The sequence below is a fragment of the Pseudalkalibacillus hwajinpoensis genome (assembly GCF_015234585.1).
Lineage (GTDB): Bacteria > Bacillota > Bacilli > Bacillales > Guptibacillaceae > Guptibacillus > Guptibacillus hwajinpoensis_B.
In genome coordinates this window covers 70,752-97,684 of sequence record NZ_JADFCM010000001.1, presented here as the reverse complement: position 1 = coordinate 97,684, position 26,933 = coordinate 70,752, and the positions used below count along the sequence as shown (strand labels likewise).

The following is a 26,933-nucleotide window of genomic DNA, read 5'->3' as shown; positions in this document are numbered from 1 at the left end:
AAGGCAACTATCTACTCTTTTCTATCTAATCAATCTAGAATGACAAGGTATGTGTTGTGAATGAAGTATTACCCTTCAATCTACAAAACGAACCCATTTCCACACTTTATTATTTTCTCATTACAAGAATAACATCGGTATGAAAAAAGAAGCAGGTCCCCCTGCTTCCTGTTATTTATCTTGATCAAGTTTTAATTTCGCTAAAGCATCAGCAAGAGCGGTATTAACTGGTTCATCCTGGCCTTGGTTTTTCATATATTTTGATACGTCTTTCTTTGTTGCTTTGGTATTCTTTTCCTTTTTCCGTCGTTCATTAAACGTCGATAGCTTTTCACGATGACCGCACTTGCATATAAATGTCTGTGCGTCTCCCTGTCCATGAAGCTCGAGCTTTTTCTTACACTTAGGGCATCTAGCATTCGTTACTTTACTTTTACCTTTACGGTACCCACATTCTCGGTCCTGACAAACGAGCATTTTCCCCTTCTTACTTTTCACTTCGAGCATTAAATTCCCACAGTCGGGGCATTTGGTTCCCGTCACGTTATCGTGCTTATATTTCTTCGTACTTGATTTGATCTTCTGAACAGTTTCATTTGCGTAAGCCTTCATCTCTTCAATAAATGCCTGCTTCGATAGTTCGCCTTTTCCAATCGCTTCAAGCTTTTGTTCCCATTCTGCCGTTAGAGCCGGGGATTGTAATTCGTCTGGGACAATGTCTAACAATTGCTTTCCTTTAGATGTAATTGTTAAGTCTTTGCCATTCTTTTCAATCAAAAAGCTATTAAATAATTTCTCAATAATATCTGCACGCGTTGCAACGGTTCCTAGCCCGCCTGTCTCACCAAGTGTTTGGGCTAGCTTCTTATCCTGATTACCAAGAAATTGAGCTGGCTTCTCCATTGCAGTTAAAAGAGTTCCTTCGTTAAAACGAGACGGCGGAGTTGTTTTCCCTTCTGTTCTTGTAAGAGAAAGAACGCGAAGTTCCTGTTTTTCTTTTAGCTCTGGAAGAATGACATCCTCTTCTTCAGTATCGTAAACTTCTTTCCAACCGGCTGAAAGAACACGTTTGCCTTTCGCATCAAAACGCTCTTGGCCAATCTTCGCAACAACCGTGACTTGTTCGTATTCAAATGGAAAGTATAGTGCTGCAACAAATCGCTTTACTATGAGATCATAAACCTTACGATCCTTATCGCTAAGCTCGCGAATAATGGGTGTTTGCTCCGTAGGAATAATAGCATGATGATCAGAAACTTTTCGATCGTCAACAATGTGCTTTCCAGTTTGAATTGGGTTCCCAAGTACTTTTCGAGCCGTTTTCTCATAAGGTGCCACTGCTTCTAGCCGTTCTTTTAACGTATCCTTCATATCAGAAGACAAAAAGCGAGAATCTGTTCGAGGATATGTGACGAGCTTATGCTGCTCGTACAGTCGTTGTGTAGCTGAAAGAGTTTCCTTTGCAGAGAAACCATAGCGTTTATGAGCGTCTCTCTGTAGCTCCGTTAAATCATATAAACCTGGAGCGAACGTCTTTTTCTTTGCTTTTTTCACTTCTTCAATCTGAGCTGGTTTGCCCGATAAATTCTTTAGGTAAGTATCTATTCTGTCTCGATCAAATACCCGCGAATCATTCGATTTCGCATCGCGATAAGTTAATGTAAAACCATCCACAACAGCAGAAATCCCATAATAGCGTTCAGGTTCAAAGGCTTTTATTTCTTCCTCTCGCTTTGCAATAATCGAAAGCGTTGGTGTTTGTACTCTGCCACTAGAAAGCTGTGCATTGTATTTTGTCGTAAGCGCTCGAGTTGCATTAAGACCTACATACCAATCCGCTTCAGACCTAGCTGCAGCTGCCTGGTATAGGTTCTTGTACTGATTTGCCTCTTTCAAATTCTTAAAACCATCACGAATCGCTTTATCCGTTACAGAAGAAATCCAAAGTCTTTTTAACGGTTTTTGGACACGTGCTTTTTCAATAATCCATCGTGCCACAAGCTCCCCTTCTCGTCCCGCATCAGTGGCAATGACAATTTCGCTAACATCTTTCCGATTCATTTGCGTTTTTACAACGCTAAATTGCTTCCCACTTCTTTTAATAACAACTAGCTTCAGTGGGGCAGGAAGCATCGGTAAGTCCTCTAGCTTCCACGTCTTGTATGCTTCATCATAAACTTCTGGATCAGCTAGTGTCACAAGATGACCAAGCGCCCATGTGACGATATAACGGTCTCCTTCAAGAAAACCATTTCCACCTTTTGTACAATTCAATACCCTAGCAATATCACGTCCAACAGAGGGTTTTTCCGCAAGAATAAGCTGTTTACCCACAATACCAATCTCCTCAAATATCGATTCTTTTCTATTTACTATCATACCAGCTTCGATGTTACACGTGAAACAATGGAAATAAGATACTGTTTCTTTCGCTATAAAGTTTATAGAAGATATATGAACATACAAAAAAAGAAGATGTTATCCCATCTCCCCTTTTGTTAAACCTTATTAAGTATGCCATCTTCAATTAAAACCTCTTCAAGAGCATCAACGACTTCAGCGTCATATAAGACACCCGAAAGACGCTTTAATTCATTCATGGCATATTCTGGCGTATACGCTTTTCGATAAGAACGATCGTCTGTCATCGCGTCATAAGAATCGCAGACTCCAATAATTTTTGCTCCAATCGTTATCTCATCACCTTTAAGGCCATCAGGGTAACCAGATCCGTTAATTCGCTCATGATGCTGTCTAATGATCGTGCTAATATCAGCATAATACGTATCTTGTACCATTTCTGCACCATCGGTAGGATGCTTTTTTATAATGTCATACTCCTCGTCTGTGAGACCGCCCGGTTTATTAAGAATTTCTTCAGGAACGTTAATTTTACCAACGTCGTGGAGGATTGATGCAACTATCAGATTATCAGTGTCTTCTGGCGTTAAATGCATTTTTTTACTTACTTTAATACTCATACTCTGAACTCTTTCACTGTGTTCCTTTGTATATCTATCCTTTTCATCAACACTTTTAACATTCGATATGAGTTTTACTATCTTTTCACTTAGGAATCGGAATGTAGCTTCATTTATTACCCATAAAAAAGTAACTTCTTTAATTACTTCAAAAAAGACAAGTTCATACAAACCTCTAACTGTAAAATAATCTCCTCTAGTTAATCTGATGTTTAAATCTTCACTGAATATCTCCCCATCAATTATATAAAAAAATTCAAAGGTTTCATATGTTTTGGCAGGGTATAGATAAAATGCTGTCTTGGCTTTAATCTTATGTTCCATTATTTCCAAGCCAGCACCTTTAGCTAAAAGACTTAAAGATGCAGACTCTTGTTCAGCTTTATCTAAAGATTCATTTTTACGGCGAAACTCCAATCCTTCCAAATCTTATCTCCCCTTTGAATAAAAAAGCCAAATAATACACGTATATCTATTATATAACACCTAAAAATCAAATAAAAGGTACACTTCAGGTTCAAGTGTACCAACCTTTTTATATCATGGACCAACTACTTGAATCGGATCAACCCATACCCAGCGGTCTCCAATTTGTACGTATACCCATGAACATTCAGCCTGAATGCCCTCTTTAGCAGCTTCTGCAATCATGTCTGCAGTCATTTTGTTTGTTTTATCAATTAGATTGTCAATTAGTTTATCAAGTTCTTGATTGTATTTAGAAGTAAGTTCAGCTTTCTTAGTCTTTACTTCTTTCTCAATCTTAGCAATTTCAGCGTCTGATTTCCCATCCTGACGAGCGGTGGCGAGTGTTGCATCAAGCTTAGTTGTTTCAAGAGAAAGCGTTGACAATAGTTTGTTACCTTTAACCTGTGCTGTTTGAATCTCTTCTTCAATCTTAACATTTGTTTCTTCAATTTTCTGTAAAATATCACTATGATCATTTTCTGCTGCAAAAGTTCCAGTACCCATGAACATAAATAGTGCAACTACTGAGAATAAAGCTACGATTAACTTTTTCATTTTAATCCTCCCTTAGTAAACTCGTATTCTGTGAAAAGATAGAATTGGGTCATACTTCCCACTAATCAACACTATACGGTAAATTTTTCAAGAAATCTATTCTTTTTTACCCTCTTCATTCGACATTTTTGGAAATTATTAGATTATATTTATCATTTATAAATGTAAATAATTTCTATAAAATAAATAAACAGCCGATTGAATCGGCTGTCTGTATTAGCGATTTATTCGATAAACTCTCGCTTCATAAGGCTTTAAATTAATCGAATCATTTACTTCTTGCACAACAGGATAGTTATTCAGAAGCAATTGATCTTGCTCTAGAACCAGTCCTGTTTCAAATACAGCTGGCTCTATTGATAGGTTCGTCACAACAAGAACTTGATCTTCTTCTGTTGTTCTCGTATAGGCATAAAGCTGCGGATGCTTTTCAAGAAGCAAATCATAGGTCCCGTAAGTGAAAACTAGGTTTTCTTTCTTCAGCTGAATCATTTTTTTGTAGAAAGTTAGAATAGAGTTGGCATCATTCTCTTGCTTTTGTACATTAATGTCTACAAAATTCGGATTGACTTTTAGCCACGGGGTCCCTGAAGAAAACCCAGCATTATAGTCGCTGTTCCACTGCATTGGTGTGCGACTATTATCACGAGAAGAAGCCCAAATCACTTTCATAATCGATTCGTGTGATACACCAGCTTCACGTTGGATGCGATAGCGATTTTTATCTGCAACATCGTCATAATCTTCAATAGAAGGGTATTGAACATTTGTCATGCCGATTTCCTGTCCCTGATAAATGAAAGGCGTTCCTTGCATGAGGAAGTACATCGCTCCCATTGAAGTCGCACTTTCTCGCCAGTATTCCTTGTCGTTCCCCCATGTTGATACTACACGTGGCTTATCATGGTTCTCAACAAACAATGCATTCCACCCTTTGTTTTCAAGCCCTTTCTGCCAGCGTGTCAGCACTGACTTGAGAGATACGATATCAAGTTCAGGTTTATCTACTGCATCCCATAATCCAAGATGCTCAAATTGAAAAATCATATTCATTTTCCCATTTTTTTCGTCGACCCATTGATCAGCTTCATCAATGCTTACGCCGTTAGCTTCTCCAACCGTCATCACGTCATAATTAGAATACGTTTCATCCTTAAATTCTTGAAGAAATTCTTGAATACCCTTCTGATTCATATGCATATCAAAGGAAGAGACGTATTTTTCATTTGCAGGATTGGGCATATCCGGGAATCCTGGGCGTTTTTTAATGTGACTAATGGCATCAATACGGAAACCATCAATCCCCTTATCAAGCCACCAATTCACCGCATCATAAAGCGCTCCACGAACAGCGGGATTTTCCCAATTTACATCCGGCTGCTTTGTTGAGAAAACATGGAGATAGTACTGATCTGTTTTCCTATCGTATTCCCATGCTGAGCCGCCAAAGATACTTTCCCAGTTATTCGGTTCTTTGCCATTCTTACCGTCACGCCAAATATACCAATCACGCTTCGGATCTTCCTTCGAGGACCGTGACTCGATAAACCATTGATGCTCATCACTTGTGTGATTCAATACGAGATCAATAATCAGCTTCATATCTCGCTTATGCACTTCCTCTAGAAGCGCATCAAAATCTTTCATTGTACCGAAATCTTCCATTATATCCTGATAATCAGAAATGTCGTATCCATTGTCATCGTTTGGAGATTTGTACATGGGACAAATCCAAATTACATCAATGCCAAGATTTTTTATATAATCGATTCTTTGAATAACCCCTTGTAAATCACCTATACCATCACCATTTGAATCCTGGAAGCTACGAGGATAAATTTGATAGCCTACTGCTTCTTTCCACCAGATTCTATTCATGTCTCTACACCCTCATCTTTTAGTTAAAGTTAGTAAAGTGCAAACGTTTGCCTAATTTTCGATAAAAAAAACGCTTTCTTTTGTCTATTTAGATGTTCTTACTTGTAGTTTACTTGTATTCCACCCATTTATCAATATGAATATGAAAGTATTTTTTCGAGATGATGACAGATGCTATTGACGAGAGTTCAAGAGATCTATAGAATACGCTAATAATGCGTACCAGGTTTCGTATAAATTTGGAGATAAGGTCCAAAGGTTTCTACCAAACTACCGTAAATGGTTTGACTACGATGACAATTCTGGCAATGTGAATATGTCATCCTCTGTCTAAATGAGAGGAGAATAATAATGGAGAAGTTAACCAGAAGAGTTCAAGCAGCTGCGGGGAAACGCCCTGCAGATCTTGTGATTAAAAATGGAATTGTATTAGATAGTTACAACCTAGAGCTGATTAAGACAGATGTAGCTATTGTTGATGGTGTGATTGCTGGACTTGGAGATTTCGAAGGTCATCATATTATTGATGCGGATGGGAAATACATCGTACCATCATTAATCGATGCTCATGTTCATATCGAATCCGCAATGGTCACCCCTTCCGAATTCGCCAATGCTGTTCTTCCTTGTGGAGTGACGACAATTGTCACTGACCCCCATGAGATAGCGAATGTCTGCGGATCCGAAGGTATCTCTTATATGCTTCAGGATTCTGAAAACGTTCCGATGGATATATTCTTTATGCTTCCCTCAAGTGTGCCTTCTACATCCTTTGAGAATTCAGGCGCCACCCTTTCTGCCGAAGATCTCAAACCTTTCTATGAGCACAGCCGCGTCCTTGGCCTAGCTGAAGTGATGGATTATCCTTCAGTCGCTCATACTTCACCTTCTATGATGCAAAAGTTATTCGATGCGCAAAACAAGAAAATAGACGGACATGCTGCTGGGCTCCATTCCAATGCTCTAAACATTTATAAATCGGCAGGAATTACGACGGATCATGAATGCATCACGGCTGAAGAAGCGCTCGAGCGGATAAAACGTGGGATGTATGTATTCATTCGCGAAGGGTCCGTAGCCAAAAACTTAAAACAACTCATTCCCGCTGTAACTGAACGAAATGCTAGAAGATTCATGTTTTGTACAGACGATAAACATATCGATGACCTGATCAATGAAGGAAGCGTCGATCATAATATTCGACTTGCTATTCAAGAAGGGGTAGATCCACTTCTAGCCATTCAAATGGCATCATTAAATGTGGCTGAATGTTTTGGGTTATCAACGAAAGGGGCTATTGCGCCTGGCCTTGATGCTGATTTTCTTATGCTCGATGACATTGAGTCCTTTTCTATCTCTCATGTTTATCGTGCTGGAGAACTTGTTGCAGAGTCTGGAAAGACAAAAATGGGAGCAAAGGTTACTCCTTCGAATCGGATTACAAGCTCTGTTCATCTCCCCACACTAAGAAAAGATCACCTGAAACTAGCCGTTTCGAAGGAAGAAGCGAATGTTATTGAACTCATTCCTAATCAAATAGTTACAAAGGCCAGAAAATTAACGGTTGATCATGATGAAAATGGTGGGTTTGTTTCTTGTTCTAGAAAAGACCTTATGAAGCTGGCTGTGATTGAGCGCCATCATCATACAGGCAACATTGGCCTTGGGGTTGTGAAAGGTTTTCAATTTCATGATGGGGCAATAGCAACAACCGTCGGTCATGATTCGCACAACTTAATTATGGCAGGAACGAACGATGAAGACATGATTAAGGCTGCAGAAGTCATTCAGGAAATGCAAGGTGGGTTGGCTGTTATTCGAGGAAAGAAAGTGATTGGTAAGCTACCGCTGCCAATAGCTGGACTACTTTCGGATAAAGACTATCCTACTGTCATAGAGGAACTTGAAGAAATCGAAAAAGCATTAAAGGAAATTGGTGCTCCAGATCACTTCAATCCTTTTCTTACCCTTTCGTTTTTAAGCCTCCCTGTTATTCCGGAGCTAAAATTAACGGACCTCGGACTTTTTCATGTAGGAGAGTTTCGCCATATTAATATAGATGAATAGACGACATGAAGAAAGCAGCATGGCAAAATCGCCATGCTGCTTTTGAATTATAGAGAGCGTTGTAAAATATCTCGAACGCTCTCACGATCCAGTTCTTTATAAGTGCCAACGCCTGGCTTAATAAATGTTTTCTCAACCATACCATCAAATTCAGCATCGTCAATTTCGTAATCAGCAAGACGTGATGGAGCGCCAAGGGAATTCCAGAACTCGCGAAGCGCTTTCGCCCCTTCAACTGCTACTTCTTGATCACTTTTCCCTTCTGATGAAACGCCAAGAACGTTTACCGCTAGCTGTTTCACACGGGAAGGATCTTCTTTAAGAACATGTTCTAACCAGTTCGGGAATAGAATCGCCAATCCGCCTCCGTGAGGAATATCGTAAACAGCAGATACCGCATGCTCGATTCGATGTGTTGCCCAGTCCCCACCATCTGTACCATTACTTAATGTTCCGTTAAAGGCTGTTGTACTAATGTACATCATCGTTTCACGATGTTCATATGATTCAAGATCATTTAGTAGCTTAGGACCAGTTTGAATTGCCGTGCGAAGAAGTGATTCAATAAATCCATCGATCATTGGTGTATTGTTTGTACGATGGAAGTAATGCTCTAGCGCATGTGACATACTGTCAACAATGCCATACACCGTTTGATTCTCCGGAACCGAGAATGTATAAGTAGGATCTAATACCGAAAACGTCGGAAATACATGAGGAGAACCCCAACCGAGCTTCTCTTTTGTTTCCCAATTTGTAATAACTGAAACTGAATTCATCTCAGATCCAGTTGCAGCAAGGGTTAATACCGTACCAAATGGGAGAGCTGATTCAATCGGCTCCTTCTGCGTAATTAAATCCCATGCAGAACCTTCGTAATGGGCACCTGCCGCGATCGCTTTCGTACAGTCAATTACACTGCCACCACCAACGGCTAGAAGGAAGTCTATTCCTTCTTTCTTACAGATGGCAGAACCTTTCTCAACTGTTGTTAAACGTGGGTTTGGTTCAACACCAGAAAGCTCATGCACCTCTGCATTTACTTTTTTAAGTTCTGACATGACAGCATCATATACGCCGTTTCGTTTAATACTTCCTCCACCATATACAACAAGAACTTTCGCACCATATTTAAGTTCACCTTGCAATTGAGTGATCTGATCTTTCCCGAAATAAAGACGAGTTGGATTGTATTGTAAAAATGTATTCATAAGACACCTCATTATCTTTAGTCGAAGTTAGTGTAACACATTCACTTCCTAAAAACGTACGTTAAACTATCGGTTAGTGATGACGACTTCACGCCTTTGCTCCTCCGCACGATAAGCAGCCTCCATCAGCACTGTTAATTCAAGGGCAAGTCCTAGGTTTTCATCAGTTTTGATATCCTTTTGAATGTGGTCGATCCACTGAAAGAATGGGGATGGGCGGTCATCTGGAACCGCTACCTCTTCCCACTGATCAGATACTTTCTTTAGTAAAACCTTCTCTGGCATGCCATATACCGCTGATCCTTTAGTGCCATTTATTTCAATGGTAAATGGGGAGTGATCATTTACAAACCCTGTTTCTGCAATACCGTAGGAACCGCTTTGATATCCAAGTGTCACGACAGCCTGGTCCTCTACTTCTTTCTCCGTTACATAACCGAACTGAGCTGTGACACGTTGCGGCATTCCTTGGAATAGCCTCGTTAAGTACAATGGATGACAGCCAAGGTCGATTAATGCTCCGCCCTGACACTCTTCTTTCTGATAGAAATGCTGTGGAAGCCAATCAGCAGTCGCTCCATTATGAGCAAGGCGTACACGTGTCTGTGTAATGTCGCCAAGATCACCTGATTCAATCAACTGCTGAATAGCTTCCGTATAACCATCATAAACGCGGGGCAAAGAAACAAATAACTTTACCCCAGTCTCATTCACCGCTTCTAGAATCTCCAGCGCCTCATTTTCTTTAGCCGCTAGGACTTTTTCAGTAAAGATATGCTTTCCTGCCCTCGCTGCTCGAATCATGATCTCCTTATGCATGTTTGTAGGTGAGCTCACTACAACAGCATCGATATCTTCTCGATTAAGAAGGACGTCTAGATCACTTATGTACTCCACCGCTCTTTCCTGCGCTTCTTTTCTTCCACGTTCTTCGTTCTCATCCCAGATCGCTTTTATATCTGTATCAGGATGAATCTGCGCCTCTTTGGCATAATCTTTTGCATGAACGTGCCAGAAACTAATCATTCCAATCCTCATTTTGTAAACGCCTCCATTATTAGTTAAGCCCATATATGTCTATTATTGTAATGGAGTTTACACTGATCAATCAAACATACCGCTACAACGAAAAAAATATTACATTCGTACAAATTAATTGTTTATGTTATAATAGTAAATGTGCTATAATTTATAAATTTGGGGGTGGGCGCTTGTTTGAGGTAGGCGATAAGATTTTTTATCCCATGTACGGTGCAGGTATAGTCGAAGCAATTGAGGAAAAAGAAATACTGGGCGAAACTCAGATCTATTATATTCTTAATATGCCTTTTCGTGATATTCAGGTGATGATTCCAAAAGGTAAGACGGAAAACCTGAAGATTCGTGAAGTGTCTGATGTCAGTACGATGGACGAAGTGCTAACTTCTTTTAATGAAGAAGTTGACGTAGAAGAGCCCAGTGCTAATAGGAACCAGCGTTACCGGGATAATATGAACAAGCTTAAAACGGGAGACATCCACAATCACGTGGAAGTGATCCGTGAGCTCGTTGCCCTTAACAAGAAAAGACCGCTCGGAACCGACGATAAAAAACTACTGGAGAATGCCCAGCAGTTTCTCATAAGCGAGATCGTTTTGACGAAAGACGTCGAGTTAGATCAAGCAACGGTAATATTGAAGGAAGCCATTAAGCATTAATGCTCGATGGATAACAAAAGACAGCCCAATCGGGCTGTCTTTTTGTGTGGTGTTGAAAGGATTCCAGTGTCTGACGGGTCTAAACGGGGTTTTGCCGCTTTAGTTTCATCCAGCTACAACACACCAGAACCTCGGTCGCTTCACCATTCAACCTGAACACAAAAAACGTGTTCATATTGAAAGGCTCCAGCGCCTGCCGGTCCTAAACGGTGTGTTTCCGCTTTAGTTTTCATCCAGCTCCTGTGCCACAGACCCTCGGTCACTTCGGCCTTCAACCTGAACACAAAGGGCGTGTTCATTTTGAAGGCCTCCAGTGCCTGACGGGTCTAAGCGTGGCACATACGCTTTAGTTTTTCCCCAATTTTTTATTTTGGTAGTTGGCTATGGCTGTGTATTCTTCGGTTAGTTTTCTTGAGATTCTGATGTAGATTGGTAGTAGTTCGGCGTAGGTTTCTACGTTTTCTTTTTTGGGTTGATGGCTGAATGTGTCTCCGACGAGGTCGGATACGATGCTTAGTGAATCGATTTCGCCGAGTGCTTTTTTACCGAGAACGATTGCACCGAGGCAGGAGCTTTCGTAGCTTTCTGGAACGGTTACTTCTTGGTTAAAGATATCAGCCATCATCTGACGCCATAGTGCGGATCGTGCAAAGCCGCCTGTTGCTTTAATTTGTTTAGGCTCTCCGATTAGTTCTTCTAATGCAAGAAGAACGCTATATAAGTTATAAATTACGCCTTCTAGTACTGCTCGAATCATATGTTCTTTTTTATGGTGCATGGCAAGACCAAAGAAGCTTCCGCGTGCATCGGAATTCCATAGTGGTGCACGTTCACCCGCAAGATAAGGATGGAAGAGAAGTCCATCGGCACCTGGGTTAACCTGCTCTGCAATTCTTGTTAGGATTTCATACGTATCAATCCCAAGTCGTTTCGCCGTTTCTGTTTCGGATGCGGCGAATTGATCACGAACCCAGCGGAATGTGATGCCTCCATTATTCACAGGGCCGCCAACTACCCATTTATCTTCTGTTAATGCATAGCAGAAAATTCGTCCTTTAGGGTCTGTTACAGGGCGATCTGTTACCGCTCGAATCGCTCCGCTTGTTCCAATTGTTACAGCAACGACACCTGGTTCAATTGCGTTAACGCCAAGGTTTGAAAGCACACCATCACTTGCACCAACTATAAAGTTCGTTGAAGAAGTTAATCCTGTCTCTTCAATATACGGCGCTTTTAAACCACTCATCATATGAGTAGTTGAAACGGGTTTTGATAGCTGATCTGCTGTCACTCCAGCGATTTTTAACGCTTCATCGTCCCAGTCGAGCTGCTCCAAATTAAATAATCCTGTTGCTGAAGCAATGGAATAATCAATGACATACTCCTGGAAAAAGCGGTAGAAAACATATTCTTTAATGGAAATAAACTTTGATATTGACTGAAACAATTCTGTTTCATCATTTTTTAGCCAAACAAGCTTGGACAGGGGAGACATTGGATGAATAGGCGTTCCTGTGCGGCGGTAAATTTCATGACCGTCCATCTCATTTTTTATTTTCTCTGCCCACTTCGCACTTCGATTATCTGCCCATGTAATGCAGTTTGTAAGTGATTTTCCTTTTTCATCTACCCCAATTAAACTGTGCATCGCTGAGCTAAATGAAACAAATTTTACTTGTTCCCCTTTTAATAAGTTATCTTGAATCACTTTTCGAATCGACTCTACTACAGCTAACAAAATTTCTTCAGGATCTTGCTCAGCTGTTGCTGGTGTTGGTGTATACAATGGATATTCCACATTATGTTTTGAAACGGGTTGCCCATTTTCTTTATATAGAACGGCTTTTGTACTTGTTGTACCGATATCTACACCGATCATGTATTGCTTGTTCATCGTCATGAGCCATTCCTCCTACATCGTAATTGTAATTGACCTATTCACTGACTAGTATAGCTTTTCGTAGTCCTTATTACGAACTTGCCTATGATGAAGATCTGTAAGCGCGTTCAATTAACGCAAGATGTTTTGGTAAGAAAAGATCAGGAAGCATGTTTATACAAACATGCTTCCTCCTTTATCTTCCAAATTAATTGCTTTTTTCAGTTGCGTGACCGCCGAACTCATTGCGAAGCGCAGCTACAACTTTACCTGTAAATGTATCGTCTTCTAAAGAACGATAGCGCATCATTAATGCAAGAGCAATAACAGGCGTTGCTGTCTGAAGATCAAGAGCTGTTTCTACTGTCCATTTCCCTTCACCTGAAGAGTTCATAACACCACGAATCTCATCAAGGTTAGCATCTTTAGAGAATGCCTGCTCTGTTAATTCCATTAACCATGAGCGAATAACAGAACCGTTGTTCCATACGCGCGCCACTTTCTCGTAGTCGAAATCATATTCACTTTTGCTTAATAGATCAAAGCCTTCTGCAATGGACTGCATCATACCGTATTCCACGCCGTTATGAACCATTTTTAGGAAGTGTCCACTACCTGATTCTCCGGCATAAAGGTAACCATCTTCAACACAAATATCTTTAAACAGTGGTTCGATCGTTTTGAAAACTTCGCTATCTCCACCAATCATTGTACAAGCGCCATTACGAGCTCCTGACTTACCACCGCTTGTCCCAACATCAAAGAAAGAAATTCCCTTTTCTAGGAGCATCTCACCTCGGCTTTTTGAATCTTTGTAGTGAGAGTTTCCTCCATCAATGACAATGTCACCACGATCAAGAAGTGTCGACAATTCTGTTGTCACAGCTTGAGTAATCTCACCTGCAGGAACCATCATCCAAAGAATACGAGGCGTTTCTAGCGATTCTACAACGTCCTTAAGAGAAGACTTACCATTAAAACCTTCTTCGTTCATTTTTTGTACTTGCTCATCATTGGCATCATGTACAACAACGTTATGTCCATGATCACGTAAGTTTAAAGCAAGGTTGTATCCCATTTTACCTAAACCAATTAATCCGACGTTCATATTAAAAACTCCTTAAGTGAATGAAATATTTTTTCCTATAATTTAATTATACATTAAATATTTTTTGTTTCAATTGGTTGAGTGGAATCTATTTTCATCTTAATTGTAATCGGTTACAATTATACAATCAGGAGTGATAGAGAGGAGAATGTAAATGTCCGATACGGAAACCCGTCACTGCCTTCCAAGAATTCGCTCTTCCTATTCGCAATTTAGCGAAAAAGAACGACAGGTGGCGGATTATATTTTGAACCATTCTAATAAAATTATCCATAGTACCATTAATCAGGTGGCAGAAGATTTAAACGTTGCAGATGCAACCGTTTTCCGCTTTTGTAAGCGAATTGGCTTTAAAGGCTTTCAAGCGATGAAAATTGCCCTTGCTGCGGAAATCGTGAATCCCATTCAGGATATCCATGAGACCATCACAGAAACGGATTCAACGAAAGAGGTAGCAGAAAAGGTCCTCCGTTCCAACATACGAACGCTTGAAGATACCTATCACATACTCGATAATGCAACCATTGATCAAGCTGTGCAGATTTTATTAAATGCAACTCATATTGAATTCTACGGAAATGGTGGTTCTGGGATTATTGCGATGGACGCCCAGCATAAGTTTATTCGAACAGGATTACGCTCAACCTCATACAGTGATGCACATTTACAAATCATGTCCGCTTCTCAGCTATCAAGTAGCGATGTGGCTGTCTTAATTTCTCATTCTGGAACGAACAAAGATATGCTTCGTGTAGCTGACATCGCAAAAGAAACAGGTGCAACTACGATCGCCATCACAAACCTGGCGACATCTCCACTAAGTAAAAAAGTTGATATTCCTCTTTATACTGTTTCACAAGAAACCGATTTCCGCTCTGAAGCGCTCGCATCAAGAATTGCACAGCTAAGTCTCGTTGATGCGCTTTATGTGAACGTCATGATCGCTCGAAAAGAAAAATCTAAGCACTCTCTTCAGCTTATGCGAGAGGCAATCTCTTCTAAACGAATATAGCCTCATACTAAAACCCGCCATCATTGGCGGTTTTTTTATAGGTTTTACTAACACATCATAAAAGCACATTGAAAGACAAGAAAAGAGCTGTCATGCTAAACTGTAAGAGTTGGAATTACAGTACGTGTATTAAAAGGAGGACAACAATGACTATGAATCGAAAAATGCTTCAATCTTATACTCTACCTTCTGGCGTAGAATTGAAAAACCGTGTCATGCTTGCTCCAATGACAAACTTCTTATCAAATGATGATGGTACAGTATCCGCACAAGAGCTTGCTTATTATGAAAAGCGTTCTGGTGGAGTTGGCGCAGTTATTACGGCATGTGCTTATGTGCTCCCACACGGGAAAGGCTTTGCTGGTGAAATTGGCGCTAACCGTGATGAACAGATTCCTGGTTTGAAGAAATTAGCTGACACCATTCATGCAGAAGGTGCAAAGGCGATTCTACAAATATTCCACGGAGGTAGAATGTGCCCTCCTGAGCTCGTTCCGAATGAAGAAATTCTTAGCGCAAGTGCTGTACCCGCTGAGCGTGAAGGTTCGAAAACTCCTCGTGCAATGACAGAAGACGAAATTCAAGAAACAATCCGTGCTTTCGGCGAAGCAACGCGAAGAGCTATCGAAGCTGGGTTTGATGGTGTTGAGCTTCATGGTGCCAATACATACCTTCTTCAACAGTTCTTTTCTCCGCATTCTAACCGCAGAGAAGACACATGGGGTGGCAGCCTTGAAAATCGTATGAAATTCCCATTAGCTGTTCTAGAATCTGTTCAGGAAGCAATCAAAAAACATGCTAATGGCGCTTTCGTTCTTGGCTATCGGATCTCACCTGAAGAACGCGAAAATCCTGGAATCACAATGGATGATACGCTTCAGTTTGTTGATGAGCTTGCTTCACGAAACTTGGACTATGTTCACGTTTCACTATCTAACTTCTATCAAGGTTCAATGCGCGAAGAAGATGCTACACCACGCATGGAGATGATCAAAGAACGAATTGGTCACAACGTTCCTGTCATTGGTGTCGGCTCACTTCATACCCCTGATGAAGTGGAAAAAGCGCTTGAGACTGGTGTACCTCTTATTGCTCTTGGCCGTGAAATGATCATGGAGCCGAATTGGGTTGAGAAAGTTCAAAACGGTGACGAAGATAGCATTCGAGTGACGTTACGAAAAGACGCTCAGCAAGAACTTGTATTACCTGATCCACTCTGGAATGCCATTTTTAGCGTACCAGGCTGGTTCCCAATCGAAGAATAGAAAAAAGCAAAGCCCCCGCGTTTTAAAGTGCGGGGGCTTTGCTCATTTTAGAACGGGGCTCAAATCCTCTAACTTATCAAATAAATGCCAGACAAAATCATCGACTCCAAGCTCACGATGTGGATGCAAATCCTCAAGATCTGGATCACTTACATATTTGTATATACCTTCTTTGGATTCCCATTCAACAAGCATCATCACTTGTCTCGGCTCGATATCCCCTTCTGGTGATGAATGTAACTTGCCAATCGCAACAACCTTCCCTCCGTATTTACGTACTGGCTCCTCTGCCCTTTTTGCGTATTCAGCATATTCTTCTCCATCTTTTACGTTAAATAGATTCAGAGCGTACAAAGCCATGTTCATTCCTCCCACTATTTGCTTTTCTAACGACAATCGGTATACCATTTAATACAGCTGTTCCTGAAACAGCATCAAGTCTTTTTTCATTACTTAATATATTCGTATTGACGCCTTTATTTTCCTTAGCCACCGTCATTTTCATCCCATCTAGGTTATGACCATATCCATGTGGGATGCTGCCTACTCCAGGCATAATGTCTTCTGTTAATGCTACATTTACTTCAAGACTACCTGTATCTGATAGAACTTGTGCGAGGTCACCATCTTGAAGGTCAAGTCGCTTGCCATCTTCTGGGTGAAGCAATAACGTACAGCGGTCCTTCCCCTTCATAAGAACAGGCAAATTATGCATCCAGGAATTGTTTGATCGTAAATTTCTTCGACCGATCAATACCATATCTACTTGTTCAGACGATTCTTCTTTAAGTCTTGCCACGTCTTTTACAATGACTTCAGGGGCTAACTCAACCTTACCTGTGTGAGTCAGTAATACTTCAGGAATTCTTGGCTTTAACGCTCCTAAATCAATTCCGTGCGGGTTTTGTTCAAGTTTATTTAGGCTTAAACCACCTTGCTTTTTGAAATGGTCTCCATAAGGACCTGACCTAAGCATATAATCAAGCATTCTCTCTGGACCAATTCTGCCCTCAAGGACGCTAATAATTTCTTTCGGATCCTGGTCGAAAAGTGGCGATTGTTCATTTTGCACGTCTTTTTTAATGAGGTAATGAATCGATTTCTCATCTAATTTCGCTGCTGCATTGTCATCAGGCTCTTCTTCTCCAACTAATGTCGCAAGCTTTAGGAGGATTTCCCACTCATCCAGCTGGGATTCTTTCTTTTCGAAAACAGGAGGCGAGTAGTGAGAAATGTTTCGAACAGACAGTTGATAAAATGAAAGATCATAGTGTGAGCGTTCAAGTGGTGTAGGAGCTGGAAGAATCACGTTAGCATTTCTTGTTGTTTCATTCAGGTAACAGTCAATGCTTACCATAAAGTCGAGATTTTCAATGCCATTTTGTAAGCGCTTACTATTTGGTGTTGACAAGATAGGATTACCAGCTACAGTTACAAATGCACGGATCTGTCCTTCCCCTGGCGTATCCATTTCTTCTGCTAAACACGCAACTGGAAGCTCACCGAGTACTTCTGGCAGTTCGCTCACTCTGCTTCTAAAGCGATCAAATCGGTAGCCTTTTTTCTTAGATGTCTTGCCACCGGCTGCAGGAGTTGTGAACATAACACCACCTTCGCGATCAAGATTACCTGTCACAACATTGATCACATCAATCAACCAGCTATTTACTGTGCCAAATGTTTGTGTACATGTCCCCATTCTTCCATACACAGCAGCACACGTTGCGGAAGAAATATCCCTTGCAATGGTGCGAATCGTTTCTGAATCGAGACCACATATCGAAGCAACCTTATCAGGTGGAAAATCTTTCGCGAGCTCTTTCACTGTTTCAAGTCCATTCACATGACCCGATAGGTGAGTTTCCTTCGCTAACTTTTCATCAAACAACGTATGGAGGATACTAAACAAAAAATAACCATCTGTTCCTGGTTTAATAAAATGATGATCATCTGCTACTTTAGCTGTGGCTGTACGAATGGGATCAACAACAACAAGACGCCCACCGCGATCTTGTAATGCCTTCAGCCTTCCTCTCATATTTGGTCCTGTCATTAAGCTACCATTTGAAACAATTGGATTCGCTCCGATCACAAGAAAATACTGCGTTCGATCGATATCAGGGATCGGTATACTGAAATCACTACCATACATAAACTCAGCTGCTAGCTGCTTTGGAATCTGATCGACTGTGCTTGCTGAATATTGATTTCGACTACCGAGAGCACGAAGAAAGAGAGGTAAATAAAGTAAACCTGAGAGATTATGAACATTAGGGTTACCGAGGTAGACGCCCACTGCATCGCGACCATACTTTTCAATCACACGACGAAGCCCTTTCCTAACTTCCTTAAATGCCTCCTCGTAGCTTACTGTAAACCACTCTGTTCCTTTTCGAATCATTGGCTCTCGAATGCGCTCTGGATCATGATGAAGTTCTTTTAAACTAAATCCTTTCGGGCACAAATATCCCTTACTGAAAGGATCTTTCTTATCACCCTCAATATGCGTTACTTCTCCATTCACCGTGTGAATTTCTAAGCCGCATGTGGCTTCACAGAGCGGGCAAGTACGGTAGTGAATCTTCTCCTCCGCAGTGGTCATCGCATATTCCTCCTTATGTTCTTTTAAATACCAACTGGTTAGTATTTAAAGTTTACTGAAAATTCCATCACTATTCAAGCGAAAGTAAAAGGATTCCGTTAGTTACAGAATCCATTTTTCTCTTAATGCTTTTGCAACTGCTTCGGCACGATGATTAGCTTGTAACTTTCGAATCGCCGTACTTATATAATCTCTCGCTGTAAAATCACTGATTCGTAATAACCTGGCCATTTCTTTCGTACTGTAGCCATCAGCTGCATATTGAAGAACTTCTGTTTCACGTTTGCTTAAGGGATTGGGTGACTGAGAGATTGGTGGGAGCATATAAGCAAGTGCCTGTTGAAAATAAATCATCACATCATCAATAAGCCCTTGATGAACCGTAACACCCTCTTCGTTTTTATCAATTAGGACACAGCCAATAGCAATTCGCTCAATGCTTAATGGAATAATTAAGACAGATGTTAAATCATAAGCTTCGATATATTCTGTGGGGAAGAGCTGATGATGCTGATCCATCACCAGGAAAGAAGGCTTGTTACTTAGAAGGACTCGTTGAATGGGTGGGATGCGCCGTATATCCTCACGTATAGCGCTCATAGAAAACACTCCACTACGATCAACGCGAAGAATGCCTTCTCCAACACCTGTAAAATAGGAAAAAGTAAAGAGACTGGCACGCATGAATGGAAAATGGGCAAGACATTGTTTAATCATTACTTCGCAACGTTGGATCGGATCTTTCATCTCTAATATCCGATGAAAAGATCGCATCCACGTTTCCTCATGCATCGACATGATTCACCCCTATCTTTTCAGGAATCGAACTGCCGTACAAAAATCGTTAAACTGTATATGTAAGCGCTTTCTCTGATAGCTCCTTCATTATAAAATTTGCTAGATTAAATCGCAAGTATTGAAAGGTGGTCAAAGATGCGGAAAGAAATGATAACGACAAGCAACCGCGGACTTCAGGAAGATTCCCTGCCATTTCGTCTTTATCAAAAAGCGAAGAAATTTGGCGGATGGGACCCAAGAGAGATTGATTTTACTCAAGACGTAAAAGATTGGAAGTTTCTAACCGGGGATCAACAAGAAGAGATACTGAGACTTATTTCTCAATTTCAGGCTGGTGAAGAAGCAGTCACATTGGACCTTCTGCCATTAATCATGGTGATCGCAAAAGAAGGAAGATTAGAAGAAGAGATGTACTTAACAACTTTTCTTTTTGAGGAAGCAAAGCACACGGAGTTCTTTCGTGTATTTCTAAATGAGATTGGTCAAACCGGGGACCTGTCCCGTTTTCACTCCGACACCTATCGTGAAATTTTTTATTCTATATTACCGGAAGCAATGGGGAAACTCCACCAGGACCATTCTCCTGAAGCGCTAGCTGAAGCTTCTACTGTCTACAATATGTTTGTGGAAGGGGTTCTTGCTGAAACGGGCTATTTTTCTTTCTACGAATCTCTTGATAAAGCCAAGGTTATGCCAGGATTAATGAAAGGCGTTGGATTGCTTAAAAAAGATGAATCACGTCATATCGGCTATGGAACCTTCTTGTTACAGCGCCTGATTGCTGAACATCCCCACCTCTTTGAGATTGTGCAAAATAAGATGAATCAGCTCGCCCCACTTGCAGAGCAGTTAACACAGGAAGGAATAGGAGAAAAAACACATAGCGCATTCGGAAATACACTTGATGCCACAATGGCCTTTTCTATGAAACAGCTATCGATAAGGATGAACATCCTTGCACGCGCAAAAGGAAAAGACATCAACGAGATTTACCGTACTTCTGAATCCGATGTTGGCGTTCTTTAAAGTAAAGGAGGAAGAGCTATGTCAGTAAACGTAGAAATAAAGTCATTTCCGCTTTTTATTAATGGAGAATGGTCTCCTTCAGAAAGTGGTCAACTGTTCGAGGTGATGAATCCTGCTACTGGAGATGTAATCGCAAAAGTAACGAGCGGTAACGCTAAAGATGTTGACCGAGCTGTAGAGGCAGCATCCAAAGCATTCGATAATGAAGAATGGCGTGAGATGCCTCCAAAAGAGCGATCGAAAGTCCTTTATTCCATCGCTCAGAAAATCATGGAAAATGCAGAAGAACTTGTTGCCTTAGAAGCGCTCTCTTCAGGTGGCACCGTTAGAAGACTTGGATCCAATGACATCATTCAGATGGTGGATCTATTCCAGACTCTCGGTAAATTTGTGCTCGATTACACCTATTCAGAAACACTGCCATCTCCTCCGTTTCCAGGACCAGCTCATAACTTTATCTGGCGTGAGCCAATCGGCGTCTGTGCCGCCATAACGCCATGGAACATGCCTATGCTTATTGCAACGTGGAAGATCGCACCTGCCCTTGCCATGGGGAACACCATCGTTATTAAACCAGCGAGTTATACACCACTTACAACGCTCCGTCTCGCTGAAATTATTTCTGAAATAGTTCCCAGAGGAGTGATAAATGTTGTCACGGGTAGTGGAAAAGACGTTGGTGAACCACTCGCTACGCACCCTAAAGTCGATAAGATAGCTTTCACTGGTTCTACTGAAGTGGGACGTCACATTATGAGTCTAGCTACTAAAACAGTGAAGAACACAACGCTTGAACTTGGTGGGAAATCACCTTCCATTATCCTGGATGATGCAGATCTTTCAATCGCCCTTCCTGGCAGTCTGTTCGGCGTCTTCCTTCACTCTGGTCAATTGTGCGAATCCGGAACGAGACTCTTTGTGCCAGATAAACTGTATGATCAGGTAATCGATGGACTCAAAGAGCTTTCTGAGAAGCTTGTGATTGGAAATCCAATTGATCCGGCGACAGATATGGGTCCGGTGGTTTCTGCTACGCAAAAAGAAGCGATCTTATCATACATTGAGAAAGGTAAGCGGGAAGGGGCTCGTCTTATTTGTGGCGGGAATGAAGTTAACGTGAAGGGCTGTGAGAAAGGACATTTTATTGCTCCAACAATTTTTGCCGATGTCACGAACGACATGACGATCGCCAAAGAAGAAATCTTCGGGCCTGTGCTTTCTGTTATCCGGTATAGCGATGTTGATGATGCCATCCGTATGGCGAACGATACGATTTACGGACTAGCAGCAGGTGTTTGGTCAACTGATGTGAATAAAGCCTATAAGGTAGTAAGAAAACTGCGTGCCGGTGTTGTTTGGATAAATGATTGGCATATGCTCAGAAATGATGCACCGTTTGGCGGATACAAACAAAGTGGCATTGGTAGAGAAATGGGCAAGCATTCTCTTGACGCATATACTCAGGTGAAGCATGTGCACACCTCCATGGTGCCAGAAATCGAACGGAGAAATTGGTACAGTCTTCTCTTTTCTAACCAATCTTAATAAAGGAGGTAAAACTGTATGACATTAACATATTCTCAATATATGCTTCGAACGGCCATTCATAGCGGGGCAGGAACTCGGGCACTTGTACCCGATCTGTTCAGAGGACTTCAAGCAAAGCGTGTGGTTCTCTTTAGTGACCACGGACTTGAAAAAGCTGGTGTCGTTGAAAAGATCAAAGAGATATTCGAGCTGACACCACATGGGACTGGCCCTGAACTTGCAGGGATTTATCTTGATATCAATCAAGATGCAGGGAGTCATGATGTTAATGCAGCGCTTCAATTTGCCAGGGAAGTAAGTGCGGATGGGCTACTCGCTGTTGGCGGTGGCAGCGTGATGGACACCGTGAAAGGGGTGAAATACGCCCTTCACAACGGATTAACAGATATTAAAGAAGCTACTCCAGGAGGACTTCTCTATTTATCCTGGCCAGAGGCCACTCATATACCAATTCCCCACATCTCGATCCCTACAACCGCTGGTACAGGATCAGAGGTATCTCCTATTGCCGTGATTTATAACGAAGAAATCAAGATGAAGACAAACATTATTCATCCATTTATTAATGCCGATATGGCTATATTGGATCCAGAATTGACAACGGGATTACCACCTATCATTACGGCTTTTACTGGATTTGATGCGTTAACTCACGCAATTGAAGCATTCGTCTCACCATCAGCCACATCGCTAACTGATGCTTATGCCCTCCAGTCTATTCGCTTGATTGAGTCACATCTCTCAACTGCCGTCAACCAGGGAGATAACCTCACAGCACGTATGGAAATGCTCCAAGCGAGTATGATGGGTATAACGGCATTTAGCTTCGCCCTTAATGCCATTCCTGTGCATAATTTTGCGCATGCGTATGGAGCTCTTTTCCGCATTCCACACGGCCTTGCGAATGCCGTTTTTCTTCCGGTTGTGATGGAAATGCTCCCTGATCTCTATCTTCCAAAAATAAAGGAACTTGCTCGTGCCCTTCATTTAGAGACAACCGGCAAGAATAATGACGCGTTGCTACAAGCTGTCATTCATAAACTAAATGAAATGCAGCAGAACGTTGGTCTTCCAGCTAATTTCAAAGATTATGACATTAAGCCTGATGCACTTGACGCTACAATCGCAGCGGTAAAAATGGATCCTGCTGCTCTCAATTATCCACTTCCACCAGAATTAATTCGTGCAGTTGGCGAGCGCGTCATTCATTCCCAGAAGGTATCCGTATAACGAAAGAACCGTGAAGCTTAAGCTTCACGGTTCTTAGTATGCAAGTCCGATCGATTCTCGAATGTAGAGATGATCTGTTACGGTATGAAGCATAAAATCAGCTACATCTGATCGAGCGATGCGACGTCCCCCTTTTGGAATGCCACTTCGCGCTTTCCGATACTCTCCAGTCCGATCATCATTCGTTAATCCCATTGGACGAGCCACTGTCCACTCTGCTTCACTTGCAGCAAGAAGGTCGACTGCTCTTCGATGATCAGCAAGGACGTTCTGCAACAGCTTGCCTGCAACAAACCCTGTCACTCCAGGAATCTCTTTATTAATCCCAGCAGAAGCCATATAAACGATCCGCTTTACATCATGAATGCTCATCGCATCGAGGATATTTGCCGTCATTGTAGAAAGATCTGTTGTTTTTCCAAGTCCATTAGCACCCAAACATGAAATAACGGCATCAACGTCAGAAGTTATCGCCTGCTTCACATCAGCAGACTGCATCGCATCGCCAATTTCAACTGATAAATTTTTGTGAGTCGTTTCAAGTTTTGAAGGTGTTCGAACAAATGCAGTGACGGTATGGCCCGCTGCAATGGCCAGTTTCACAAAAGCATTTCCTGTACCGCCTGTAGCTCCGAATACAATTAGTTTCATGAGTACGACCTCTCTCTCTATTCAACGATCTTTACCTTTTTATCCCCGTTAATAGATATCAGTGAAACGCGAATAACCTATTTTATTTTCTTTATGAAAACAACCTTAAGATAGTTTCCTTCACGAAACTCTTTGATTGTACGAAAATCTTCAGGTAGTGTAAATTCTTCAAGCAGCTCATATTTGCCGTTCGTTTCTTTAAATGCCTGATCAACAAACCCCTTAAATTTCTTCATATCATAGCCGCTATAGTTCGTTGAAGCGACAATCACACCATTATCTTCCGTAATTGAAATTGCATCTTTCAACAGATCTTTATAATCTTTAGCAGCACTAAATGTATGTTTCTTAGAACGTGCAAAACTTGGAGGATCAAGAATCACCATATCAAAAGATAAGTTCTTTTTAACGGCGTACTTGAAGTATTTAAATACATCCATCACGAGGATGTTTTGCTCTTCATAATCAATGCCGTTGACGCTAAACTGCTCGATCGTCTTATTCAAGCTTCGATTAGCAAGATCAACGCTTGTTGTACCCGTCGCACCACCTTCAACCGCAAATACCGAGAAAGCACCTGTGTAGGAGAACGTATTTAATACTGTTTTTCCCTTCGCGTATTGATCACGGATTAGCTTTCGAACAGGGCGCTGATCAAGAAATACTCCAACCATGGCACCTTCATTTAAATACACTGCAAAGTTCACGCCATTTTCTTTCACAATTAGCGGAAATTCGCCGCGTTCTCCTTCAACAAAATCATCATCTTCTACATACTGACCTTTCGCATCAAAGCGTTTCTTCTCATAGATACCTTTAAAATCCACAAGCTGTTTTAACGCCTCTACTACAACATTTTTAAACGAATAAATCCCTTCACTGTACCAGTTAATAAGGTAATAACCGTCGAAATAATCGATGGTTACGCCTCCCAGGCCATCTCCTTCACCATTCACCACGCGAAATGCCGTTGTTGTTGGATCTTCAAAGAACGAAGTACGATGACGAAGGGCTTGCTGGATTTTCCTCACAAAAAAGTCCTGATCAATTGCTTCTTGTTCATTTTGTGAGAGCACCCAGCCATACCCCTTGTTTTGCCTTCCATAATAGCCTCTAGCAATAAACTGACCTTTCTCATCTTCTAGTCTTAGAATCGTCCCTTCTTCTTTCAAGACGTCTGCATTCACAATCGCTTCCTTGAATATAAGGGGATATCCTTTATAAAATTTCTTTTGATGCTTTGCTTGCACCTGCACGCTTCGTTCGTTCCTCATCGTGTCATCCTAACTTTTCGAGTTTTTTAATCTGCTTGCATTATATCACGTATCCTACCTGCTCCATAAACCGAACTTCCCTCTGGATAAATAGGTTGATTCATTCAGAAACTAATGACGAAAGGTGGTGATGAATGGTGAAAACGAAAACAGGAACGGATATTGAGACAGTGAAACGTCTCAATGCAAATTCAGGGCTTACCTATAACCAGGCAAAAGAAATCTTGGCTAAAAAGATCAAGAAAGAAAAGAGTTAATTTTATTGAAACCGTGAAATGAGACGAATCATGCGCTTATCGTTTACAATAAGCTGGTGCTTTACTAACGCATCAGGAGGGTTTTAATGAACGAGAAAACAACTTCAAGCTATTTCAAAACCATTCTTCTTTTAAGTGTGGCGGTCTGGCTTGTTGTCATGAATACAACAATGTTTAATGTTGCTTTACCAAATGTATTAACTGAATTTAACCTTTCCCCTGCAGATGGCGCCTGGATTGTGTCTGGATACTCCATTATCCTCGCAATTTTCACGATTACGTATACTCGTCTATCGGATTATCTACCGATCAGACGCCTCTTAATTTCAGGGATTGTCATATTTGGACTCGGATCAGTTCTTGGCTTCTTTTCAGAGACATTTCCACTACTATTAGCTGCACGTCTTTTACAAGCAACCGGAGCAGCTGCAATACCTGGACTATCTATGGTTTTTGCGGGACGATTTATTCCATTTTCAAGTCGCGGACGGGCGATGGCCATGATTGCTTCAGCATCATCGCTCGGATTCGGACTTGGCCCTGTCGTTGGGGGAGTCGTAACGGAGTATCTTGATTGGAATTATCTTTTCACTGTAACTTTATTTGTAGTTTTACTCATACCAATTCTCTTTCGTCGTCTTCCGGAAGAGGAGGTTCGTAAAGGAAGCTTTGACATTATAGGAGGACTATTGACAGGGGCTACTGTTACAAGCTTTCTACTCTATATTTCAACTTTTAATTGGCTGTTTTTAGCTCTGGGCATTATCGTAGGCGGACTCCTCTGGCTTCGAATTACAAGAACAGATATCCCTTTTATTCAACCGTCTCTTTTTAAAAACAAAGGATATCGAAAGCTATTGTATATGAGCTACCTTGGGTTCACGACCCACTTTGCCATTTTACTTCTTATGCCACTCATGCTTCAGAACGTTTATGAAAAAGGACCTTCTGTCGTAGGGTATATTATTTTTCCAGGCGCCATGCTTTCCGCAGTTGCCGCTATTTATGTTGGTAGACTACTTGATCGATACGGAAACATGAAAGTGATTTATCTTGCTCACGGTCTGCTTCTCATCTCCACCGTGATTTTCTATTTCCTATCACCTCTAAATGAGTACATGATTATGATTGGCTATATGTTCACAAGCTTTGGCTTCTCAAGCCTTTCATCTAGTACCACGAACGAGGTGTCACGCATTCTTCCTTCTGAAGAAATCGCCACTGGCATTGGTATGAAACAGCTCATACAATTTGTCGGGAGCGCCTCAGGATCTGTAGCTGGTGGGATCATGCTTGAACTTAACGGATTAACGTATAGCACAGAATCATTCCAGCTAACGTATATCTTCTTATTGATCCTAATGGCACTATCAGCCATCATCATGTGGGTATACGCCCGCAAATTGAAAACCTCAGTATAGATCAT

22 protein-coding genes and 1 riboswitch are annotated in these 26,933 nt (G+C 41.3%); of the genes, 9 read left to right on the top strand and 13 right to left on the bottom strand.

Annotated features, from left to right (window positions below; translation table 11 throughout):
• Positions 1 to 171: 171 nt before the first annotated feature.
• The 4 genes from IQ283_RS00445 to IQ283_RS00430 form a co-directional block, all read right to left on the bottom strand.
• On the bottom strand, positions 172 to 2,334 hold the full coding sequence (locus IQ283_RS00445; protein WP_194218210.1) for a DNA topoisomerase III: 2,163 nt from the start codon (positions 2,332 to 2,334) through the stop codon (positions 172 to 174).
• Between the two features lie 164 nt (positions 2,335 to 2,498).
• Entirely contained in the window at positions 2,499 to 3,407 is a 909-nt protein-coding gene (locus IQ283_RS00440; protein WP_194218209.1) for an HD-GYP domain-containing protein, read from the bottom strand.
• A 114-nt stretch (positions 3,408 to 3,521) separates the two neighbouring features.
• A complete protein-coding gene (locus IQ283_RS00435; RefSeq protein ID WP_194218208.1) occupies positions 3,522 to 4,004 on the bottom strand; it encodes a hypothetical protein in 483 nt (160 codons plus the stop codon).
• A 216-nt stretch (positions 4,005 to 4,220) separates the two neighbouring features.
• The gene (locus IQ283_RS00430) at positions 4,221 to 5,882 is read right to left on the bottom strand and encodes a glycoside hydrolase family 13 protein (protein WP_194218207.1); all 1,662 of its coding nucleotides are present in this window, start codon (positions 5,880 to 5,882) and stop codon (positions 4,221 to 4,223) included.
• Positions 5,883 to 6,091: 209 nt separating this feature from the next.
• Positions 6,092 to 6,193, top strand: a riboswitch (purine riboswitch).
• Positions 6,194 to 6,233: 40 nt separating this feature from the next.
• Here IQ283_RS00430 and ade point away from each other — a divergent pair.
• Complete coding sequence (ade, locus tag IQ283_RS00425; RefSeq protein ID WP_194218206.1) at positions 6,234 to 7,949, top strand: adenine deaminase; 1,716 nt, start codon at positions 6,234 to 6,236, stop codon at positions 7,947 to 7,949.
• A gap of 47 nt (positions 7,950 to 7,996) precedes the next feature.
• Here the strand turns inward: ade and IQ283_RS00420 are convergent, their stop codons facing one another.
• The gene (locus tag IQ283_RS00420) at positions 7,997 to 9,160 is read right to left on the bottom strand and encodes an iron-containing alcohol dehydrogenase (protein ID WP_194218205.1); all 1,164 of its coding nucleotides are present in this window, start codon (positions 9,158 to 9,160) and stop codon (positions 7,997 to 7,999) included.
• A 66-nt stretch (positions 9,161 to 9,226) separates the two neighbouring features.
• Complete coding sequence (locus IQ283_RS00415) at positions 9,227 to 10,198, bottom strand: Gfo/Idh/MocA family protein (protein ID WP_242057208.1); 972 nt, start codon at positions 10,196 to 10,198, stop codon at positions 9,227 to 9,229.
• 173 nt (positions 10,199 to 10,371) lie between these two features.
• Between IQ283_RS00415 and IQ283_RS00410 the strand changes: the two genes are divergently transcribed.
• Positions 10,372 to 10,857: a CarD family transcriptional regulator gene (locus IQ283_RS00410; protein ID WP_194218204.1), complete on the top strand. Its 486-nt coding sequence runs from the start codon at positions 10,372 to 10,374 to the stop codon at positions 10,855 to 10,857.
• Positions 10,858 to 11,203: 346 nt separating this feature from the next.
• On the opposite strand, the gene gntK is transcribed toward IQ283_RS00410, so the two are convergent.
• Together gntK and gnd are read right to left on the bottom strand one after the other, a co-directional pair.
• A complete protein-coding gene (gene gntK / locus IQ283_RS00405; RefSeq protein WP_194219542.1) occupies positions 11,204 to 12,736 on the bottom strand; it encodes a gluconokinase in 1,533 nt (510 codons plus the stop codon).
• A gap of 208 nt (positions 12,737 to 12,944) precedes the next feature.
• A complete protein-coding gene (gnd, locus tag IQ283_RS00400) occupies positions 12,945 to 13,844 on the bottom strand; it encodes a phosphogluconate dehydrogenase (NAD(+)-dependent, decarboxylating) (RefSeq protein WP_194218203.1) in 900 nt (299 codons plus the stop codon).
• A gap of 154 nt (positions 13,845 to 13,998) precedes the next feature.
• On the opposite strand from gnd, the gene IQ283_RS00395 reads away from it, so the two are divergent.
• Positions 13,999 to 14,856 carry a MurR/RpiR family transcriptional regulator gene (locus tag IQ283_RS00395; protein WP_194218202.1) on the top strand — a complete coding sequence of 286 codons (858 nt, stop codon included), beginning with the start codon at positions 13,999 to 14,001 and terminating at the stop codon, positions 14,854 to 14,856.
• A 152-nt stretch (positions 14,857 to 15,008) separates the two neighbouring features.
• Positions 15,009 to 16,121: an NADH-dependent flavin oxidoreductase gene (locus tag IQ283_RS00390; protein ID WP_194219541.1), complete on the top strand. Its 1,113-nt coding sequence runs from the start codon at positions 15,009 to 15,011 to the stop codon at positions 16,119 to 16,121.
• A gap of 42 nt (positions 16,122 to 16,163) precedes the next feature.
• Here IQ283_RS00390 and IQ283_RS00385 read toward each other — a convergent pair whose 3' ends face one another.
• The 3 genes from IQ283_RS00385 to IQ283_RS00375 all read right to left on the bottom strand — a co-directional run bounded on the left by IQ283_RS00385 (position 16,164) and on the right by IQ283_RS00375 (position 19,521).
• Entirely contained in the window at positions 16,164 to 16,481 is a 318-nt protein-coding gene (locus tag IQ283_RS00385) for a DUF1330 domain-containing protein (protein ID WP_194218201.1), read from the bottom strand.
• Positions 16,453 to 18,723, bottom strand: coding sequence for a molybdopterin-dependent oxidoreductase (locus tag IQ283_RS00380; protein WP_194218200.1), 2,271 nt, complete (start codon positions 18,721 to 18,723; stop codon positions 16,453 to 16,455). The genes IQ283_RS00385 and IQ283_RS00380 overlap by 29 nt, the downstream gene beginning before the upstream one ends.
• A 102-nt stretch (positions 18,724 to 18,825) precedes the next feature.
• The gene (locus IQ283_RS00375; RefSeq protein WP_194218199.1) at positions 18,826 to 19,521 is read right to left on the bottom strand and encodes a helix-turn-helix domain-containing protein; all 696 of its coding nucleotides are present in this window, start codon (positions 19,519 to 19,521) and stop codon (positions 18,826 to 18,828) included.
• 135 nt (positions 19,522 to 19,656) lie between these two features.
• Between IQ283_RS00375 and IQ283_RS00370 the strand changes: the two genes are divergently transcribed.
• From IQ283_RS00370 to IQ283_RS00360, 3 genes are read left to right on the top strand one after another with little or no spacing between them, the layout of a single operon-like run.
• A complete protein-coding gene (locus IQ283_RS00370; protein WP_194218198.1) occupies positions 19,657 to 20,547 on the top strand; it encodes a R2-like ligand-binding oxidase in 891 nt (296 codons plus the stop codon).
• 18 nt (positions 20,548 to 20,565) lie between these two features.
• The gene (locus tag IQ283_RS00365) at positions 20,566 to 22,092 is read left to right on the top strand and encodes an aldehyde dehydrogenase family protein (protein WP_194218197.1); all 1,527 of its coding nucleotides are present in this window, start codon (positions 20,566 to 20,568) and stop codon (positions 22,090 to 22,092) included.
• Between the two features lie 18 nt (positions 22,093 to 22,110).
• Positions 22,111 to 23,325, top strand: coding sequence for an iron-containing alcohol dehydrogenase (locus IQ283_RS00360; RefSeq protein WP_194218196.1), 1,215 nt, complete (start codon positions 22,111 to 22,113; stop codon positions 23,323 to 23,325).
• A gap of 33 nt (positions 23,326 to 23,358) precedes the next feature.
• Here IQ283_RS00360 and IQ283_RS00355 read toward each other — a convergent pair whose 3' ends face one another.
• Both IQ283_RS00355 and IQ283_RS00350 read right to left on the bottom strand, forming a co-directional pair.
• Positions 23,359 to 23,976, bottom strand: a complete 618-nt coding sequence (locus tag IQ283_RS00355) for an NAD(P)-dependent oxidoreductase (RefSeq protein ID WP_194218195.1) — start codon at positions 23,974 to 23,976, stop codon at positions 23,359 to 23,361.
• 77 nt (positions 23,977 to 24,053) lie between these two features.
• A complete protein-coding gene (locus IQ283_RS00350; protein ID WP_194218194.1) occupies positions 24,054 to 25,250 on the bottom strand; it encodes a class I SAM-dependent rRNA methyltransferase in 1,197 nt (398 codons plus the stop codon).
• Between the two features lie 134 nt (positions 25,251 to 25,384).
• Here IQ283_RS00350 and IQ283_RS24235 point away from each other — a divergent pair, with 134 nt between their 5' ends.
• Positions 25,385 to 25,507, top strand: coding sequence for a hypothetical protein (locus IQ283_RS24235; RefSeq protein WP_276511782.1), 123 nt, complete (start codon positions 25,385 to 25,387; stop codon positions 25,505 to 25,507).
• An 86-nt stretch (positions 25,508 to 25,593) separates the two neighbouring features.
• Complete coding sequence (locus IQ283_RS00345) at positions 25,594 to 26,928, top strand: MFS transporter (RefSeq protein WP_194218193.1); 1,335 nt, start codon at positions 25,594 to 25,596, stop codon at positions 26,926 to 26,928.
• The last annotated feature ends 5 nt before the right edge of the window (positions 26,929 to 26,933 follow it).

Bases quoted from the DNA above. Each gene is read 5' to 3' on its own strand.
- IQ283_RS00435 (WP_194218208.1), bottom strand. From the start codon at position 4,004: ATGAAAAAGTTAATCGTAGCTTTATTCTCAGTAGTTGCACTATTTATG.
- IQ283_RS00430 (WP_194218207.1), bottom strand. From the start codon at position 5,882: ATGAATAGAATCTGGTGGAAAGAAGCAGTAGGCTATCAAATTTATCCT.
- ade (WP_194218206.1), top strand. From the start codon at position 6,234: ATGGAGAAGTTAACCAGAAGAGTTCAAGCAGCTGCGGGGAAACGCCCT.
- IQ283_RS00420 (WP_194218205.1), bottom strand. From the start codon at position 9,160: ATGAATACATTTTTACAATACAATCCAACTCGTCTTTATTTCGGGAAA.
- IQ283_RS00415 (WP_242057208.1), bottom strand. From the start codon at position 10,198: ATGAGGATTGGAATGATTAGTTTCTGGCACGTTCATGCAAAAGATTAT.
- gntK (WP_194219542.1), bottom strand. From the start codon at position 12,736: ATGATCGGTGTAGATATCGGTACAACAAGTACAAAAGCCGTTCTATAT.
- gnd (WP_194218203.1), bottom strand. From the start codon at position 13,844: ATGAACGTCGGATTAATTGGTTTAGGTAAAATGGGATACAACCTTGCT.
- IQ283_RS00395 (WP_194218202.1), top strand. From the start codon at position 13,999: ATGTCCGATACGGAAACCCGTCACTGCCTTCCAAGAATTCGCTCTTCC.
- IQ283_RS00390 (WP_194219541.1), top strand. From the start codon at position 15,009: ATGAATCGAAAAATGCTTCAATCTTATACTCTACCTTCTGGCGTAGAA.
- IQ283_RS00385 (WP_194218201.1), bottom strand. From the start codon at position 16,481: ATGGCTTTGTACGCTCTGAATCTATTTAACGTAAAAGATGGAGAAGAA.
- IQ283_RS00380 (WP_194218200.1), bottom strand. From the start codon at position 18,723: ATGACCACTGCGGAGGAGAAGATTCACTACCGTACTTGCCCGCTCTGT.
- IQ283_RS00375 (WP_194218199.1), bottom strand. From the start codon at position 19,521: ATGTCGATGCATGAGGAAACGTGGATGCGATCTTTTCATCGGATATTA.
- IQ283_RS00370 (WP_194218198.1), top strand. From the start codon at position 19,657: ATGCGGAAAGAAATGATAACGACAAGCAACCGCGGACTTCAGGAAGAT.
- IQ283_RS00365 (WP_194218197.1), top strand. From the start codon at position 20,566: ATGTCAGTAAACGTAGAAATAAAGTCATTTCCGCTTTTTATTAATGGA.
- IQ283_RS00360 (WP_194218196.1), top strand. From the start codon at position 22,111: ATGACATTAACATATTCTCAATATATGCTTCGAACGGCCATTCATAGC.
- IQ283_RS00355 (WP_194218195.1), bottom strand. From the start codon at position 23,976: ATGAAACTAATTGTATTCGGAGCTACAGGCGGTACAGGAAATGCTTTT.
- IQ283_RS00350 (WP_194218194.1), bottom strand. From the start codon at position 25,250: ATGAGGAACGAACGAAGCGTGCAGGTGCAAGCAAAGCATCAAAAGAAA.
- IQ283_RS24235 (WP_276511782.1), top strand. From the start codon at position 25,385: ATGGTGAAAACGAAAACAGGAACGGATATTGAGACAGTGAAACGTCTC.
- IQ283_RS00345 (WP_194218193.1), top strand. From the start codon at position 25,594: ATGAACGAGAAAACAACTTCAAGCTATTTCAAAACCATTCTTCTTTTA.